The sequence below is a fragment of the Pseudomonas sp. H1_F01 genome (assembly GCF_054681425.1).
In genome coordinates, this window is sequence record NZ_CP162823.1 from 2,778,015 (window position 1) to 2,795,066 (window position 17,052).

Here is a 17,052-nt window from a genome sequence, read left to right on the forward strand (position 1 = left end):
TGTCGACTTCACCCTTTTTGAAGTGCCTGCGGATCGGCTGTGCCGTACAGTTGGGAGTCCAGCGGTCTGCGGATGTTCCTCATCCGTGGCTGGCTGCTGGTGAGCGCATCAAGCCGGTTGCTGCTGTTCGCATTTCTGGGCGGCTTGCGTCATGCGCTGCAGAAACAGCGTCAGCCCGGCTTCTTCTTCGCTGAGGCCTTTGCGTGCCCGGGGTTTGGGCAACTGGGTCAGGGCACCGAGCAGGAAACCTTCCACCACCGCAGGATGAATGTAGCACTTGCGACAGACGGTCGGCGTGTTGCCCAGCTGTCGGGCGACTTGCCTGACCATCTCGGCGACGTGTCTTTTGGCCTCGCTCTCGGTTTCCCAGCGCAGCGTCCGCAACCCGGCCAGAGCGGCTGCGCTGCCGGCCCAGGTGCGGTAGTCCTTGGCGGTGAAGTCAGCGCCAGTGAGGGTCTTGAGGTAGGCGTTGATGTCCGAAGAACTGATGGCGTGGCGCTCGCCGTGTTCGTCCAGGTACTGGAACAGGTTCTGCCCGGGGATCTCCTGGCAACGCTTGATGATCCGCGCCAGGCGCCGATCCTTTACGGTGATCTGGTGCTCGATGCCGCTCTTGCCACGGAACTGGAAGGCGATGGCGCTGCCGTTGATCTCGACATGTTTGTCGCGCAGGGTCGTCAGGCCGTAGGAGCGATTGTCCCGGGCGTATTGGCTGTTGCCGACGCGGATCAGGGTCACGTCCAGCAGGGTGATGACCGTGGCCATGACTTTGTCGCGGCTGAACCCGGGCGTGGCGAGGATCTCCTCCAGGCGTTTGCGCAAGCGCGGCAGGGCCCGTCCGAATTCCAGCATCCGCGAATACTTGTCCGCATCACGGACCTCACGCCAGCGCGCATGGTAGCGGTACTGCTTGCGCCCGCGGGCATCGCGCCCGGTGGCCTGGAGATGGCCGCGCGGGTCGGTGCAGATCCAGACATCGGTGTAGGCCGGCGGCACCGCCAGGGCATTGATGCGCTGAATCTCGGCTGCGTCGGTGATGCGCTGGCCCTGCGGGTCGAAATAACAGAATTTGCCCCGCTGCTTTTTGCGGGTGATGCCCGGGGCCGTGTCATCGACATAATGCAGGTCGGCCGGCAGTGAATCCGGCGGCAGGGTATCGGGCATGAAAAGAGTCCTTGGCAGCGAATCCGGTGGCCTGTGAATTCATTGACCGCAGGCTGTTGCCGTCGTGCCAAGATTCTAAGGTTGCCGCAAAACCTGTGGGAGCAAACCAGCAGGAGTAAACCAGCAGGAGCAAACCAGCAGGAGCAAACCTGTGGGAGCAAACCTGTGGGAGCAAGGCTTGCCCGCGATAGCATCGCCTCGGTCTATCAGCTACACCGAGGTGCTTGCATCGCGGGCAAGCCTTGCTCCCACAAGCTCCCACAGTGTGATCCGCTGGTTTCGGACCCTACGCCAACACCGCCACCGCCTTGATCTGCGCCCACAACACCTGCCCTGGATGCAATTTCAGCTGATCGCGCGAATAGCGGGTGATACGCGCCAGCAGCGGGGTGCCGGCGGCTTCCAGGCGGATCAGCACGTGGGCGGCGTTGTCGGCGGCCTGTTCGCTGACCACGGTGACTGGCAGGCGATTGAGGATGCTGGTCTGGGCATCGTTCGCCAGGCTGAGGCTGACGTCCCGGGCCTGGACCTTGAAGCGCAGCGGCTGGCCGAGGGCCAGTGAGGTGTGGGCCACGCGTACGTTCAGTTGGCTGTCGGGCAGATTCAGGGTCAGCAATTGATAAGCCGGGTCGTACCCGCTGACCTTGCCCTCGATCACCACGCCTGCATCATCCCCCAGGGCCAATGGCAGGTCGAGCCGGGCCAGGGTTTCGCCGATCGGCCCACTGGCCAGCGCGCGACCGCCGTCGAGCAGCACGATGTGATCGGCCAGGCGCGCCACTTCATCCTGGGAATGGCTGACATACAGCACCGGGATGTCCAGCTCATCGTGGAGCCGTTGCAGGTACGGCAGGATTTCGTTTTTGCGTCGGCTATCGAGGGCCGCCAGCGGCTCATCCATCAACAGCAGTTGCGGGCTGGTCAGCAAGGCGCGGGCGATGCCCACCCGCTGGCGCTCGCCGCCGGACAGGTTGTGCGGCTGCCGATCGAGCAAGTGCCCGATGCCCAGCAGTTCGGTCGCCTGTTGCATGTCCACCCGCCGTTGTGCCGGCGCGATGCGCTTGAGGCCGAACGCCAGGTTGGCCCGCACCGACAAATGGGCGAACAGGCTCGCCTCCTGGAACACATACCCCACCGACCGTTTATGGGGCGGCACGAACACAGCGTGCTCACTGTTTTGCCAGACTTGGCCGTTGACCTCGATAAAACCCCGGGCCGGCCGCTCCAACCCGGCGATGCAACGCAGGCAGGTGGTTTTGCCGGAACCGGACGGCCCATACAGAGCGGTCACGCCACGGCCGGGCAGTTGCACATCCAGGTCCAGGGAAAAAGCCCCGTGGTCGAGCTGCAAACGCGCGTGAATCATCGATCAGCTCCAACCGGCACGGGTTCGGCGGCTGGAGTACAGCGCCAGCAGCACCAGGAATGAAAACACCAGCATTGCCGCCGCGAGCCAGTGGGCCTGGGCGTATTCCAAGGCTTCGACATGGTCGTAGATCTGCACTGACACCACCCGGGTTTTCTCCGGGATGTTGCCGCCGATCATCAGCACCACGCCGAATTCGCCGACGGTGTGGGCAAAGCCAAGAATCGCCGCAGTGATGAAGCCGGGGCGGGCCAGGGGCAGGATGACGCTGAAAAACGTATCCCAAGGCCCGGCCCGCAGGGTGGCGGCGACTTCCAGCGGGCGACTGCCGATGGCGGCAAAGGCGTTCTGCAACGGCTGCACCACAAACGGCATGGAATAGATCACCGAGCCGATTACCAACCCGGTGAAACTGAAGGTGAGGGTGCCTAGCCCGAGAGCTTGGGTGAGCTGGCCGATCCAGCCGTTCGGCCCCAACGCCAGCAACAGGTAGAAGCCGATCACCGTGGGCGGCAGCACCAACGGCAACGCGACCACCGCACCCACCGGCCCGCGCAGCCAGGAGCGGGTGCGCGACAGCCACAATGCGATGGGCGTGCCGATGAGCAGCAGGATCACCGTGGTCAATGACGCCAGTTTCAGGGTCAGCCAGATGGCGGCATAGTCGGCGCTGGTCAGTGGCATTTAGCGTTGGTAACCGTAGGTTTGGATGATGGCGGCGGCTTTCGGGCCCTTGAGGTAATCCACCAGGGCCACGGCAGCGGGGTTGTCCCGGCCCTTGTTGAGGATCACCGCGTCCTGTTTGATCGGGTCGTGCAGTTCGGCCGGGACGATCCATGCCGAGCCGCCCGTCACTTTGCCGTCCTTGTACACCTGAGACAAGGCGACGAAACCGAGTTCGGCGTTACCGGTGGAGACGAACTGATAGGCCTGGGTGATGTTCTGGCCTTCGACGAGTTTGCTTTTCACCTGCGCGGTCAAGCCGAGCTTGTCCAGCACCTGGGTCGCGGCCAGGCCGTAGGGCGCGGCTTTCGGGTTGGCGATGGACAGGTGTTGGAAATCGTTGTGCTTGAGCACCTGGCCCTGGCTGTCGACATAACCGTCCTTGGCCGACCACAGCGCCAGGGTACCGACCGCGTAGGTGAAGCGCGAGCCCTTGACGGTGTCACCTTCGCTTTCGAGCTTGGCCGGGGTGGTGTCGTCGGCGGCGAGGAAGACTTCGAATGGCGCGCCGTTCTTGATCTGGGTGTAGAACTGCCCGGTGGCCCCGTAAGCCGCCACCAGTTTGTGTCCGGTGTCTTTTTCGAAGTCGGCGGCGATGGCCTGGATCGGCGCGGTGAAATTGGAAGCGACTGCCACCTGCACCTCAGCGGCCTGGGCGGCGCCAATGGCAAAGAACGTGGTCAGCAGCAACGGCGCGAAGCGGGTGAGAGGCATGGGTGAGGCTCCGTGGGGTCAGGTTCGCTATATACCGGAATATATAGCGAATGACCGACAAACGGAACGCGGCATTTCGCCCGGGGAGTGAGGTGCAAGGGTGTGGGAGCCAAGCTTGCTCGCGAAGACGGTGGGTCAGCTAGCATCCATTTTGAATGTGCTACTGCTATCGCGAGCAAGCTCGGCTCCCACAGGTCCGTTGGTGTACCCGGATGTGCCGGTTGCCCCCAATCCCCTGTGGGAGCCAAGCTTGCTCGCGAAGTCGGTGGGTCAGCTAGCATCCATTTTGAATGTGCTACCGCCATCGCGAGCAAGCTCAGCTCCCACAGGTCCGATGATGTGCCTGGATGTGCCGGTTGCCCCCAATCCCCTGTGGGAGCCAAGCTTGCTCGCGAAGACGGTGGGTCAGCTAGCATCCATTTTGAATGTGCTACCGCCATCGCGAGCAAGCTCAGCTCCCACAGGTCCGGTGGTGTACCCGGATGTGCCGGTTGTCCCCCAATCCCCTGTGGGAGCGGGCTTGCTCGCGAAGACGGTGGGTCAGCTTGCGTCCATTTTGAATGTGCTACCGCCATCGCGAGCAAGCTCGGCTCCCACAGGTCCGGTGGTGTACCCGGATGTGCCGGTTGCCCCCAATCCCCTGTGGGAGCGAGCCTGCTCGCGAAGACGGTGGATCAGCGTGCATCCATTTTGAATGTGCTACCGCCATCGCGAGCAAGCTCGGCTCCCACAGGTCCGGTGGTGTGCCTGGATGTGCCGGTTGCCCCCAATCCCCTGTGGGAGCGAGCCTGCTCGCGAAGACGGTGGGTCAGCTTGCATCCATTTTGAATGTGCTACCGCCATCGCGAGCAAGCTCGGCTCCCACAGGTCCGGTGGTGTACCCGGATGTGCCGGTTGCCCCCATCCCCCTGTGGGAGCGAGCCTGCTCGCGATGACGGTGGGTCAGCTAGCATCCATTTTGAATGTGCTACCGCCATCGCGAGCAAGCTCGGCTCCCACAGGTCCGGTGGTGTACCCGGATGTGCCGGTTGCCCCCAATCCCCTGTGGGAGCCAAGCTTGCTCGCGAAGACGGTGGGTCAGCTTGCGTCCATTTTGAATGTGCTACTGCTATCGCGAGCAAGCTCGGCTCCCACAGGTCCGGTGGTGTACCCGGATGTGCCGGTTGCCCCCAATCCCCTGTGGGAGCGGGCTTGCTCGCGAAGACGGTGGGTCAGCTTGCATCCATTTTGAATGTGCTACTGCTATCGCGAGCAAGCTCGGCTCCCACAGGTCCGGTGGTGTACCCGGATGTGCCGGTTGCCCCCAATCCCCTGTGGGAGCCAAGCTTGCTCGCGATGGCGTTCGATCAGGCATCCGCCCTGTGGAGCCGGGCCAACGCCTCCTCGGCCAGCCGCCGAGTCAGCTCGGCCGTCGACAGCTCGCGGCCCAGAGGGAAGGCCTGGCCGGCCCAGAGGTTACTGAAGTCTGCTTCACCCTTGGCGCGCAACGGCATCAATGCACCACCCGCCAAGGGAAAAGCCGGGGCCAGTGGGCTCATCGGGCCCACTTCGCGCATCACCCGGTTGACGATGCCTCGGGCCGGGCGACCAGTGAACAGGTTGGTAACAGCCGTCTGGCTTTCCTTGGCCGTGCGCAACGCCCGGTGATGCGACGCGCTGATCTTCGCCTCGGGGGTGAACAGGTAGGCGCTGCCCAGTTGCACCGCCGAGGCACCCAGGGCGAATGCCGCGACGATTCCCCGCGCATCGCCAATGCCGCCGGCAGCGATCACCGGCACCTTCACTGCATCCACCACCTGCGGCAGCAAGGCAAACAGCCCGACTTGGGTGTTGAGGTCGTCGCTGAGGAACATTCCGCGATGACCACCGGCTTCGTAACCCATGGCAATGATCGCGTCGCAACCATGCTGTTCAAGCCAGATGGCTTCCTCGACGGTGGTGGCCGAGGAAAGGATTTTCGCGCCAGTGGCCTTCACCCGATCCAGCAAGGATTTTTCCGGCAGGCCGAAATGGAAACTGACAACTTTGGGACGCATCTCTTCCAGCACCCGGCAGGCGGCATCGTCGAACGGCGTGCGGTTGGACACCGGGGTCGGCGCGCCGAAGTCGACGCCCAGTTCCTGATAATACGGCTTGAGCCGTTGCTTCCAGGCCTCGGCTCGCTGTTCGTCAAAGGCCGGCGGCTGGTGACAGAAAAAATTCACATTGAACGGTTTGTCGGTCTGCTCGCCGATGGTCGTCAGCGCCTGGCGCAGTTGCTCGACATCGAGCATCGCCGCCGGCATTGAACCCAGCCCGCCGGCATTGCACGTCGCGACCACCATGGCCGGCCCGGTCACCCCGGCCAGCGGCCCCTGGATGATGGGCAGCTCGATACCGAGCAGGTCAAGAATGCGAGTGTCTGGCCACTGGCTCATGTGCGGGTCTCCGACGGCAGAAGGAAACAGCGGTTTTAGCAGGTGTGGGCCGGCGAGGGCCAGTCGAGTTTTTCAATCGAGCGTTGCAACTTGATCCCGACGACGGGAGGGTTACCATGCGGGCTTCATACATCAAGGAGCCCGACCCATGGACGTGAAACTCAAGACCGTCGAACCCTTCATCGTGGCCGGTTTGCAGGTGCGCACCCGCAACACCGACGAGCAGCAGCCCGACACCGCCCGGATCGGCCCGATGTGGCAGCAGTTCTTCAACGAAGGGCTGTTTGACACGATCCCGGCCCGGCAGTCGGAGTCGTTCGTCTACGGGGTGTATTCCAATTACGAGTCCGACGCCACCGGCCACTTCGATGTGACGGCCGGGGTGCAAGTGGATGCGACCAGCGCAGGCTACCCCGCCGTGGACATCGAGGGCGGGGATTACCTGATGTTTGCGGCCAAGGGGCCGATGCCCGACTGCGTGATTCAGACCTGGGGCCTGATCTGGGCGTACTTCGCGGATAATCCGCAGACGCTGCGCCGCTTTACCACCGATTTCGAGGTCTACAGCGGCCCCGATTCGGTGGCGATCTACATCGGCATTCAATCCCCGGACGAGCGCTCCAGCGCCAGCAACTGACGCTTGCGCTCCACACCCCAGCGATAGCCCGACAGGTTGCCGTCGCTGCGTACCACTCGGTGGCAAGGGATCGCCACCGCCAGGCTGTTGGCGCCGCAGGCCTGGGCCACGGCGCGCACGGCCTTGGGCATGCCGATGCGCTGGGCGATCTCGGCGTAGCTGGCGGTGCTGCCGGCGGGAATATCCCGCAAGGCTTGCCAGACCCGCTCCTGGAAGGCGGTGCCGCGCAGGTCCAAGGGCAGGTCCAGGCCCAGGGCCGGTGCTTCGATGAAGCCAACCACCTGGGCGATCAACTGCTCGAACTCGCGGTCGGCGCCGATCAGGTTGGCCCGGCGGAACTTGTCTTGCAGGTCCCGCACCAACGCGTCCGGGTCGTCCCCCAGCAGGATCGCGCACACGCCACGCTCGCTTTGCGCCACCAGGATCGCCCCGAGGGAGCATTGGCCGACGGCGAAACGGATGTCGGTGTTCTGCCCGGCGGCGCGATAGTCGGCGGGTTTCATGCCCAACACCTTGTCGGCTGCCTCATAAAAGCGGCTGTTGGAGTTGAAGCCGGCGTCGTACAGCGCCTCGGTGATCGTGCCGCCATCGGCCAGGCGTTCGCGTACCTTGCGTGAGCGGTGGGCGGCGGCATAACCCTTGGGGGTCAGGCCAGTGACTGCCTTGAAGACCCGATGAAAATGAAAGGGACTCAAGCCCGCGCTCTCTGCCAGTTCATTCAGGCCAGGCAGTTCCTCGGCCGCCTCGATCTGCCGGCAGGCGGCGGCAACCCGTGCCGCTTGTTGGGCGGCGATCTGGGTCTGGTCCCGAGCCACGCGCTTGCTGGGCCGGTAACCGGCGGCCTGGGCCTGTTCCGGCGTGTCGAAGAACTCGATGTTGCGCGGGTTGGGCAGGCGCGACAGGCTGCTTGGGTGGCAATAGATGCCGGTGGTTTTCACGCCATAGACGAAGGTGCCGTCGGCGCGTGGATCCCGGGCGAGCACGGCGGCCCAGCGCGGATCCAGTTCAGGGGCGAGATTGTTCGAAGTGCTGTTCATGGTCGTTATGTCCATTGGCCCGTTTTGCCTACAGTAGCGAGCCATTCCAGTGGCGACACTCCGGGTCTTGCGGTTGAATTCTGCACCTTCACCCGGCGGTGCGAAACGTCAGGTTGATCCGCTGGGTACCCAGGCGCGGGTGCTGGCCTTCCTTGAGCGGCAACACGCCGTGGTAGCGCAACCGGTCCACGCCGCCCCAGACCACGATGTCGCCATGGAACAACGGGATGCGCAGGCTTTTGTCACTGCGCTCGAAGCCGCCGAACTGGAACACCGCCGGCAAGCCCAGGGACATCGAGACGATGGGGGCGGCGAGGGAGCGTTCGTTCTTGTCCTGGTGCAGCGACATCCGCGCGCCGGGCACGTAGCGGTTGATCAGGCAGGCGTCGGGTTCGAAATGCTCGAAGTGCGCCTGCCGGGCGGCGGCCTGGGCCAGTTCGCGAAACACCGCCGGCATGTCGGGCCAGGGGTGGCCGGTCTGCGGATCGTGGGCGGTGTAGCGATAGCCGCTGCGGTCGGTGGTCCAGCCCAGCGCACCGCAACTGCTCAAGGCCACCGACATGGTAAAGCCACCGGGCGTGACCATCTGCCGGAAAGGCGCCGCCTGCAAGACGCTTTCCAGCGCCGGCAGCAAGCGCTCGAGCCAGGGCAGGGCGAACCCGCGCAGCACGAACGCTTGCTGGCCGATCTGCTCGACCTGGCCAGGCGTGGTGGGCGCCTGGTCGGCGAACAGGTCCAATGTGAGCGGTGTGTCATTACTGCGCATCATGAAAAATGATTCCCAAGGTGTGCCGCCTGCCGCTGTGCACGCAGCTGACGCCATGGCGCATGTTCACCCGATAATAACCGCGAACGCCTTTGACGGGCCGCTGGTGCACGGCAAACACCACGGCATCGCCCTGTTTCAGATCGATGACCTGGGGCCGCGATTGCATGCGCGGGCGCTGTTCGGTGAGGACAAACTCGCCGCCGGTAAAATCCCGACCCGGTTCCGACAGCAGGATCGCCACCTGCAGTGGGAACACCTGCTCGCCGTACAGATCCTGGTGCAGACAGTTGTAGTCCTGCGGACCGTATTGCAGCAACAACGGCGTAGGCCGCGATTGCCCGGCGGCGTGACAGCGCCGGATGAAGTCAGGGTGTTCGTGGGGGTAGCGCACTTCAATACCCATGTGTTCATTCCAGCGGTTCGCCAGCGGTACCAACGCTGGATACAACGACTGGCGCAACTGCTGGATGAGGTCGGGCAGCGGATAGCGAAAATACTGATACTCGCCGCGCCCGAATCCATGGCGGGCCATGATCACCCGCGAACGAAAAAGCCCGGGTTCGGCGTACAGACCACTCAGCAGCCGGCATTGTGTTGTCGGTAGCAGGTTGCGAATGATTGCACAGCCGTCCTGGTCGAGGCTGTTCTCCAGGGCTGGCCAGTCCAGGTCGTGTATGCATTGGATTAGCGAGGGTAGGGACATGATGACAATCCTTGGTAGAAAGGACTGGTCAGTCTGGGGAGTGCTTTGACGGCTGACACTCCGGATCTTGCGGTGTGTCAACGGCCGAGCGCTCACCTACCCTGAGCTGACACACCCGTCACCCTGTGGCGAGAGGATTATCTGTGGGAGCAAGGGTTGCCCGCGATGAAGGCAACGCGTTCTGTCGGGGTGAACGAGGCGCCTGCATCGCGGGCAAGCCTTGCTCCCACAATGGGGATAACCCTCCCACAAAAACAGTCGGATGAGTTGTTACAGCGCTTTGCTGACCTTGACGTCGCTGATCACGTCGTCGGTCTGGCCATGCAGCTTTTGCAATGCGGCCCTGGCTTCTTCCTCGGTCCCGGTTTCCAGTTGCGCGAATTCGAAGCGGCGTTCGTCGTTGAGCTTGTACTTGATGACGTATTTGGTCGTCTGGGACACGGTTTTGCCTGTCTTGAAAGTGGGCGAGGCTCAGCTCAGTTTCGAGCTGGAACGCCGGATGATTTTGATCTTGTGGGTCAGGGTCGGTTTGCGCGTGACGCTGATTGCACGGCGGTTGACGGTGTCGATGGTGATGTTCCAGAAACCGGTGCTAGGGGCAGTGATCCGGGCCGGGAAGGTGTCGAACGCGCCGCCGTGATACGTGTGCCGGCCGCCGTTCTTGAAGCTACGGAAGTTGGCGTCGTTCATCAAACGGATGTTGCACATTTGGGAGCATTCGATGACGACAATGTCGTCTTCGTTCAGGTGCTCGCGCTGGTGGATGAATTTCATGGGCGCCTCCAGAAGGGCTTTTTCTACAAAATCAAAACGATAGCAAGGGGCAATGATGCGCAGTTTATCAGCCCCGAGTGTTAATATCCGGCCCGCGCTCCAGGCTTTGTTCATTTATTGCAGGTTGCGGGAAAAATAAAGCGGTGCGGCACCGGAGAAAAACGGCGTCTGCACTGTCGGAGGATCTTTATCGGAGGAATCATATGAAGCGCAGCGTGTGGGTGTTGGCATTGGCCATGAGTGGATGTGCATCGGTATCGGACATCAACCAGACGCCCCCCACCATGAGCGTCATCTCCGGAAAGAAACCTCACGAATATGCCAAGTGTGTTTCCGACAAACTGGCCAAAAGCCGTGGTCCGCTGCAAGTGGAGCCACACAAGAATGGCGTTCGATTGATCGTCCCGGGCAAACTGTCGACCCTGCCGGCGGCGGTGTTCGACATTGACGAGCGCTCCAGCGGCAGCAGCATCAAGCTGCACGAAAGCATGTCCAATGTCCCGGTGCGTCCGGGCGACGTGCAGGATGCCGCCAACGCCTGCATTTCCGGCTGATCCCATTGCGCGCCTGACGAGCGGACCGGGCATCGGATAAACTACTGCCTTCGACAAAAAATGCCGCCACGGTTCACGTTGGCGGCATTGTCATTCATGGAGTCAGTCGATGAAACGCGAGCAGGTGCGCGAGCGCCATGCAGAAGGTCTTATCTGTGCCACCCACGTGATTCAGAATCCGGCGAGCCCGGGCGAATGGATCGTGTTCTTCAAGAAAAGCGCCGGACGCAGTTTTTTCCTGGTGGATGACCAGGACGAAGTCGAGTCCTTTGCCCGTCTCGACGAACTGATCGAAACCCTACGCGGGCTGGGCATCAAGTTTGCCGAGATTCACATTTGATTACTTGCAGACCACCACGACACTGCGGCTGGTGAAGTTACCGACGTCGACGCCCAGGGTCTTCTCGCTTTCCTTGGCCTGGGGCGTGCCGTCGGTACCGACGATGCGGTAGCCGGTGCCGGCACAGGACGCATCGGCCTTTTCGTAGCACGTCGCCCAGGAGTTGGCCTCACCCGAGCAGTCGATGGCCAGGCCTTGTTCGCCGTTGTCCAGGTAGGTTTTTTCGGCTGAGGCACAGCCCGCCAGGGCCAGGACTGCAAACAGTGCCAGAAGTGTCTTCATGGGGTCGTCATCAAGGAGGGAAGGGCAAGCGCGAGATTATAGCGAATGGCCACTCCGGTACAGCTAAACAAGCCTCGTTCAATGCCCGCGCGGCATTTTTACGAGGCTCGTCTGGTTACTTCTTGCGACGGGGGCTGCGGGCGGGGGCGGTGTCGCGTTCTTTCACTGCGGGGGCAGCGCGCTCATCCTGGAATACCGCAGCCACTTCCACCGCCATGGCCTTGCTGGGCAAGGGACCGGCGACCTGCTCGCCGTGGTAGTTGATAATCCACCACTGGCCGTCCTTGCCCTGGCTGACCGAATAACCGTTTGCGTTTCTTGTTGCCGACATCTAGCTGCCTCAATTGGCGGGATCAAGGGCGTCATGATACGTCAAATGCTCGCAAACAGCGCTCACTGGCGTACAGTGGGTCCGCTGGAGCCATCGAAACGAAAGGCGATTGAACTATCCGCCGTTTTTTATTTCTCTATGATGGCACCGGTTGGCCAGCGCGGGCATTGTAAGGTGCCTGTTGCCTGATTAGACTGCGCCGAAACTCGTACACACCGCCTTTTCAAGGACTTATATGATCAAGAAATGCTTGTTCCCAGCAGCCGGTTACGGTACTCGCTTCCTGCCAGCGACTAAAGCCATGCCCAAAGAAATGCTGCCGGTGGTGAACAAGCCACTGATCCAGTACGGCGTCGAAGAAGCCCTCGATGCGGGCCTGACGGAAATCTCCATCGTCACCGGTCGCGGCAAACGCGCCCTGGAAGACCATTTCGACATCAGCTACGAGCTGGAAAACCAGATCAAGGGCACCGACAAGGAAAAATACCTGGTCGGTATCCGCAAACTGCTGGATGAGTGCTCGTTCTCCTACACTCGCCAGACCGAAATGAAAGGCCTGGGCCACGCGATCCTGACCGGCCGCCCACTGATCGGTGACGAACCGTTCGCCGTGGTCCTGGCGGATGACCTGTGCGTCAACCTCGAAGGCGACGGCGTATTGACCCAGATGGTCAAGCTGTACAAGCAGTTCCGCTGCTCCATCGTGGCGATCCAGGAAGTCGATCCGCAGGAAACCAACAAGTACGGCGTGATTGCCGGCGAAATGATCCGCGACGACATCTACCGCGTCCACAGCATGGTTGAAAAACCAAAACCTGAAGACGCACCGTCGAACCTGGCGATCATCGGTCGCTACATCCTGACCCCGGATATCTTCGACCTGATCGAACAGACCGAGCCAGGCAAGGGCGGCGAGATCCAGATCACCGACGCCCTGATGAAACAGGCCCAGAACGGCTGCGTCATGGCCTACAAGTTCAAGGGCAAGCGTTTCGACTGCGGTGGCGCCGAAGGCTACATCGACGCGACCAACTTCTGCTTCGAGAACTTCTACAAGACGGGCAAGGCTTACTGATAGCCTGCGCCACGCCTTGAAAAAAACGCCCCGACTGGTTCGGGGCGTTTTTTTTGGCTTGGGGAAAAGTCTCTCGCCAATCATCAATCACACAAACAAAACCCTGTGGGATATGAAAAATCCTGAGACCACCCCAAAACAACTGTGGGAGCGAGCTTGCTCGCGATAGCGGTGGGCCAGCCTACACCCATGTTGAATGTGCCGCCGCCATCGCGAGCAAGCTCGCTCCCACATGGATCGGCGTAACTTGAGCGGCCCAACTGGCTTTTCCATTTTCCGCCCCCATAACCATCGCAACGCTGCCTCAGGTGAAAACAGCAGGTATGCTGATGACCTGCCGAAGGAGATAGAAAATGGCCTACGATTTTGACTTGTATGTGGTTGGCGCCGGTTCCGGTGGTGTGCGGGCTGCGCGGTTTGCCGCCGGTTTCGGGGCCAAGGTGGCCGTGGCGGAGAGCCGTTACCTGGGCGGGACCTGCGTGAACGTGGGCTGCGTGCCGAAAAAACTGCTGGTCTACGGCGCGCACTACGCCGAGGACTTCGAACAGGCGTCGGCCTATGGCTGGACGGCGGGCGAGGCGAGTTTCGACTGGGCAACGTTGATCGCCAACAAGGACCGGGAAATCAATCGCCTCAACGGCATCTACCGCAACCTGCTGGTCAACAGCGGCGTCGTGCTGCACGAAGGTCACGCCAGGCTGACCGGGCCCAATGAGGTCGAGATCAACGGCCAGCGCTACACCGCCAGGCACATCCTGATCGCCACGGGCGGTTGGCCGGTGATCCCGGACATTCCGGGGCGCGAGCACGCCATCAGCTCCAACGAGGCGTTCTTTCTCAAGGAACTGCCCAAGCGTGTGATTGTGGTGGGCGGTGGCTACATTGCGGTGGAGTTCGCCGGGATCTTCCACGGCATGGGTGCGCAGACGTCCTTGCTCTATCGCGGTGAGCTGTTCCTGCGCGGCTTTGACGGTGCGGTGCGCAAGCACCTGGCAGAAGAGCTGACCCGCCGTGGCCTGGACCTGCAGTTCAACGCAGACATCAAGTCCATCGAAAAGCTGGACGATGGCAGCCTCAGGGTCGAGCTCAAGGACGGCAAGACGTTGCTCACCGATTGCGTGTTCTACGCCACCGGCCGGCGGCCGATGCTCGACAACCTGGGCCTTGAAACCACCGGTGTCACGCTGGATGAGAAGGGCTTTGTCCAGGTCAACGAAAAATACGAGACCGCTGAACCGTCGATCCTGGCCATTGGCGACGTGATCGGTCGCGTCCAGCTCACCCCCGTTGCCCTGGCCGAAGGCATGGCGGTGGCGCGGCGTCTGTTCAAGCCCGAGCAGTATCGATTGGTGGATTACCGGATGATTCCCACCGCCGTGTTCAGCTTGCCAAACATCGGCACAGTTGGCCTGACCGAAGAGCAGGCCAGGGAGGAGGGGCATGAGGTAGAGATTTTCGAAAGCCGCTTCCGGCCGATGAAGCTGAGCCTGACCGAATGCCAGGAACGCACCCTGATGAAACTGGTGGTGGATGCCCGGACCGACAAGGTGTTGGGATGCCACATGGTCGGGCCGGACGCCGGTGAAATCGTCCAAGGGCTGGCCATCGCACTCAAGGCCGGCGCCACCAAGCGCGACTTCGACGAAACCATCGGCGTGCACCCGACGGCTGCCGAAGAATTCGTGACGATGCGTACGCCCGTCGCCTCCTGACCACCCGACGAACATATGGCGAGCGAGCCGGCTCGCCATATTAAGTTTTCTTCTATCTATTTAGCTGCTGATAGCCAAAACCAATCATTCGCATCAGGTTTGCCAATGAGCCAGCCTGGGGATGAGTGGTTAAGATCCTCTCCATCAACTTTCAACCCTGACGGAGAAACATCGATGCCTATCATCAACAGCCAAGTTAAACCGTTCAACGCTACCGCTTTCAAAAACGGCGAATTCGTCGAAGTATCGGACGCCAACCTGAAAGGCAAATGGTCTGTCGTGTTCTTCTACCCGGCTGACTTCACCTTCGTTTGCCCAACCGAGCTGGAAGACCTGGCCGACAACTACGCCGAGTTCCAGAAGCTGGGCGTCGAGATCTACAGCGTTTCCACCGACACTCACTTTGCCCACGCTGCCTGGCACAACACTTCGCCAGCCATCGGCAAGATCCAGTACACCATGATCGGCGACCCGACCCACGTCATCTCGCGCAACTTCGACGTGCTGATCGAAGAAGTCGGCCTGGCTGACCGCGGTACTTTCGTGATCAACCCTGAAGGCCAGATCAAGATCGTTGAAATCAACGACGGCGGTGTAGGCCGTGACGCTTCCGAGCTGCTGCGCAAGATCAAGGCCGCTCAATACGTTGCTGCTCACCCGGGCGAAGTCTGCCCAGCCAAGTGGAAAGAAGGCGAGGCCACCCTGGCTCCGTCCCTGGACCTGGTCGGCAAGATCTAAGTCTGTGAGTCATCCGAGGGCGATCCGCTCTTAATCAAGTAAGCCGCTTCGCCCCAAAAAACGCCCGGGCGAGATTCGCTCGGGCGTTGTTTTTTCTGAATTCAAAAAATGGAAATCGCCCGTATGTTGGACGCCAATCTTAAAGCTCAGTTGAAGTCATACCTGGAACGGGTCACCCAGCCGATCGAGATCGTCGCCTCCCTCGACGACGGTGCGAAATCCCAGGAAATGCTCGCGTTACTCCAAGACGTTGCCAGTCTTTCCCACCAGATTACCTTGCTCGACAACGGCAGCGATGCGCGCAAGCCTTCGTTTTCGTTGAATCGCCCGGGAGCCGATATCAGCCTGCGTTTTGCTGGCATTCCCATGGGCCACGAATTCACTTCGCTGGTGTTGGCCTTGCTGCAAGTTGGCGGTCACCCTTCGAAGGCCAGTGTCGACGTCATCGAACAGGTCCGCTCCCTCAAGGGCGAGTTCAACTTCGAGACCTATTTCTCGCTGTCGTGCCAGAACTGCCCGGACGTGGTCCAGGCGCTGAACCTGATGGCCGTACTGAATCCAGACATTCGCCACGTTGCCATCGACGGCGCGCTGTTCCAGGCCGAAGTCGATGAACGCCAGATCATGGCCGTGCCGAGTGTGTACCTCAACGGTGTGAACTTCGGCCAGGGTCGCATGGGCCTGGAAGAGATTCTCGCCAAGATCGACACCAGCGGCATCGAACGCCAGGCCGAGAAAATCAGCGCCAAGGACGCCTTTGATGTGCTGGTAGTCGGCGGTGGCCCGGCCGGTGCTTCGGCGGCGATCTACGCGGCCCGTAAAGGCATCCGCACTGGCGTGGCGGCCGAACGTTTCGGCGGCCAGGTGCTCGACACCATGGCCATCGAGAACTTCATCTCGGTCCAGGAAACCGAAGGGCCGAAACTGGCCGTCGCCCTGGAAGAACACGTCAAGCAGTACGATGTGGACATCATGAACCTGCAACGTGCCGACGCCTTGGTGCCTGGCAAAGACGGCGGGCTGCATGAAATCAAGTTCGCCAGCGGTGCGAGCCTCAAGGCCAAGACCGTGATCCTGGCGACCGGTGCCCGCTGGCGCGAAATGAACGTGCCGGGCGAGCAGCAGTATCGCAACAAGGGCGTGGCGTACTGCCCGCACTGCGACGGTCCGCTGTTCAAGGGCAAGCGCGTGGCGGTGATCGGCGGTGGTAACTCCGGCGTCGAGGCGGCCATCGACCTGGCCGGTATCGTTGCCCACGTCACGTTGCTGGAGTTCGATGTGCAATTGCGTGCCGACGCGGTATTGCAGCGCAAACTGCACAGCCTGCCGAACGTGACGGTGATTACCAACGCCCAGACCACCGAAGTGACTGGAGACGGTCAGAAGGTCAATGGCTTGCGCTACAAGGACCGTCCGAGCGGTGACGTGCGGGATGTGGAGTTGGAGGGGATCTTCGTGCAGATTGGTCTGTTGCCCAACACCGATTGGCTCAAAGGCACTGTCGAGCTGTCACCGCGGGGTGAGATTATCGTCGATGCCCGGGGTGAAACCTCGATCCCTGGCGTGTTCGCCGCCGGTGACGTGACCACCGTGCCGTACAAGCAGATCGTGATTGCCGTAGGCGAGGGCGCCAAGGCTTCGCTGAGTGCTTTCGACCACCTGATCCGTACCTCTGCGCCGGCCTGAACAACCGATAGCGGAAAAAACAAAACCCCA

19 protein-coding genes are annotated in these 17,052 nt (G+C 61.6%); 7 read left to right on the top strand and 12 right to left on the bottom strand.

Translation table 11 applies throughout. The features are described 5' to 3' along the window. Positions 1-108 precede the first annotated feature (108 nt). The 5 genes from AB4O09_RS12925 to AB4O09_RS12945 all read right to left on the bottom strand — a co-directional run bounded on the left by AB4O09_RS12925 (position 109) and on the right by AB4O09_RS12945 (position 6,384). Positions 109-1,164 carry a DNA topoisomerase IB gene (locus tag AB4O09_RS12925; RefSeq protein ID WP_305440827.1) on the bottom strand — a complete coding sequence of 352 codons (1,056 nt, stop codon included), beginning with the start codon at positions 1,162-1,164 and terminating at the stop codon, positions 109-111. A gap of 286 nt (positions 1,165-1,450) precedes the next feature. Next, the gene (gene modC, locus AB4O09_RS12930; RefSeq protein ID WP_436263389.1) at positions 1,451-2,530 is read right to left on the bottom strand and encodes a molybdenum ABC transporter ATP-binding protein; all 1,080 of its coding nucleotides are present in this window, start codon (positions 2,528-2,530) and stop codon (positions 1,451-1,453) included. Between the two features lie 3 nt (positions 2,531-2,533). Continuing rightward, positions 2,534-3,214 carry a molybdate ABC transporter permease subunit gene (gene modB, locus AB4O09_RS12935; protein WP_003203023.1) on the bottom strand — a complete coding sequence of 227 codons (681 nt, stop codon included), beginning with the start codon at positions 3,212-3,214 and terminating at the stop codon, positions 2,534-2,536. Continuing rightward, the gene (gene modA, locus AB4O09_RS12940) at positions 3,215-3,967 is read right to left on the bottom strand and encodes a molybdate ABC transporter substrate-binding protein (protein WP_003203021.1); all 753 of its coding nucleotides are present in this window, start codon (positions 3,965-3,967) and stop codon (positions 3,215-3,217) included. Positions 3,968-5,313: 1,346 nt separating this feature from the next. Further along, positions 5,314-6,384, bottom strand: a complete 1,071-nt coding sequence (locus tag AB4O09_RS12945; protein WP_027913196.1) for an NAD(P)H-dependent flavin oxidoreductase — start codon at positions 6,382-6,384, stop codon at positions 5,314-5,316. Between the two features lie 148 nt (positions 6,385-6,532). Between AB4O09_RS12945 and AB4O09_RS12950 the strand changes: the two genes are divergently transcribed. Next, a complete protein-coding gene (locus tag AB4O09_RS12950; protein ID WP_013693620.1) occupies positions 6,533-7,021 on the top strand; it encodes a GyrI-like domain-containing protein in 489 nt (162 codons plus the stop codon). Here AB4O09_RS12950 and ada read toward each other — a convergent pair. From ada to AB4O09_RS12975, 5 genes are all read right to left on the bottom strand, one after another. Beyond that, positions 6,985-8,058, bottom strand: coding sequence for a bifunctional DNA-binding transcriptional regulator/O6-methylguanine-DNA methyltransferase Ada (ada, locus tag AB4O09_RS12955; protein WP_027913197.1), 1,074 nt, complete (start codon positions 8,056-8,058; stop codon positions 6,985-6,987). The genes AB4O09_RS12950 and ada overlap by 37 nt on opposite strands. Positions 8,059-8,146: 88 nt before the next feature. Beyond that, positions 8,147-8,827, bottom strand: a complete 681-nt coding sequence (gene alkB, locus AB4O09_RS12960; protein ID WP_013693618.1) for a DNA oxidative demethylase AlkB — start codon at positions 8,825-8,827, stop codon at positions 8,147-8,149. Continuing rightward, on the bottom strand, positions 8,814-9,530 hold the full coding sequence (locus tag AB4O09_RS12965; protein WP_003203010.1) for a 2OG-Fe(II) oxygenase: 717 nt from the start codon (positions 9,528-9,530) through the stop codon (positions 8,814-8,816). The genes alkB and AB4O09_RS12965 overlap by 14 nt, the downstream gene beginning before the upstream one ends. A gap of 270 nt (positions 9,531-9,800) precedes the next feature. Continuing rightward, on the bottom strand, positions 9,801-9,971 hold the full coding sequence (locus AB4O09_RS12970) for a hypothetical protein (protein ID WP_003203009.1): 171 nt from the start codon (positions 9,969-9,971) through the stop codon (positions 9,801-9,803). Between the two features lie 30 nt (positions 9,972-10,001). After that, complete coding sequence (locus tag AB4O09_RS12975; protein WP_003182962.1) at positions 10,002-10,304, bottom strand: DUF1883 domain-containing protein; 303 nt, start codon at positions 10,302-10,304, stop codon at positions 10,002-10,004. Between the two features lie 203 nt (positions 10,305-10,507). Between AB4O09_RS12975 and AB4O09_RS12980 the strand changes: the two genes are divergently transcribed. Together AB4O09_RS12980 and AB4O09_RS12985 are read left to right on the top strand one after the other, a co-directional pair. Next, positions 10,508-10,858, top strand: coding sequence for a hypothetical protein (locus tag AB4O09_RS12980; protein WP_003203007.1), 351 nt, complete (start codon positions 10,508-10,510; stop codon positions 10,856-10,858). Positions 10,859-10,967: 109 nt separating this feature from the next. Next, complete coding sequence (locus AB4O09_RS12985; protein WP_003203005.1) at positions 10,968-11,198, top strand: hypothetical protein; 231 nt, start codon at positions 10,968-10,970, stop codon at positions 11,196-11,198. Here AB4O09_RS12985 and AB4O09_RS12990 read toward each other — a convergent pair whose 3' ends face one another. Then, a complete protein-coding gene (locus tag AB4O09_RS12990) occupies positions 11,199-11,480 on the bottom strand; it encodes a hypothetical protein (RefSeq protein WP_003203004.1) in 282 nt (93 codons plus the stop codon). A gap of 115 nt (positions 11,481-11,595) precedes the next feature. Continuing rightward, entirely contained in the window at positions 11,596-11,811 is a 216-nt protein-coding gene (locus tag AB4O09_RS12995) for a hypothetical protein (protein ID WP_003203002.1), read from the bottom strand. Positions 11,812-12,046: 235 nt separating this feature from the next. On the opposite strand from AB4O09_RS12995, the gene galU reads away from it, so the two are divergent. From galU to ahpF, 4 genes are all read left to right on the top strand, one after another. After that, positions 12,047-12,886 carry a UTP--glucose-1-phosphate uridylyltransferase GalU gene (galU, locus tag AB4O09_RS13000; protein WP_003182953.1) on the top strand — a complete coding sequence of 280 codons (840 nt, stop codon included), beginning with the start codon at positions 12,047-12,049 and terminating at the stop codon, positions 12,884-12,886. 353 nt (positions 12,887-13,239) lie between these two features. Beyond that, the gene (gene gorA / locus AB4O09_RS13005; protein ID WP_003203000.1) at positions 13,240-14,598 is read left to right on the top strand and encodes a glutathione-disulfide reductase; all 1,359 of its coding nucleotides are present in this window, start codon (positions 13,240-13,242) and stop codon (positions 14,596-14,598) included. 174 nt (positions 14,599-14,772) lie between these two features. Continuing rightward, complete coding sequence (gene ahpC, locus AB4O09_RS13010; RefSeq protein WP_003202998.1) at positions 14,773-15,336, top strand: alkyl hydroperoxide reductase subunit C; 564 nt, start codon at positions 14,773-14,775, stop codon at positions 15,334-15,336. A gap of 123 nt (positions 15,337-15,459) precedes the next feature. Continuing rightward, positions 15,460-17,022 carry an alkyl hydroperoxide reductase subunit F gene (gene ahpF / locus AB4O09_RS13015; protein ID WP_003202997.1) on the top strand — a complete coding sequence of 521 codons (1,563 nt, stop codon included), beginning with the start codon at positions 15,460-15,462 and terminating at the stop codon, positions 17,020-17,022. Positions 17,023-17,052: the final 30 nt, after the last annotated feature.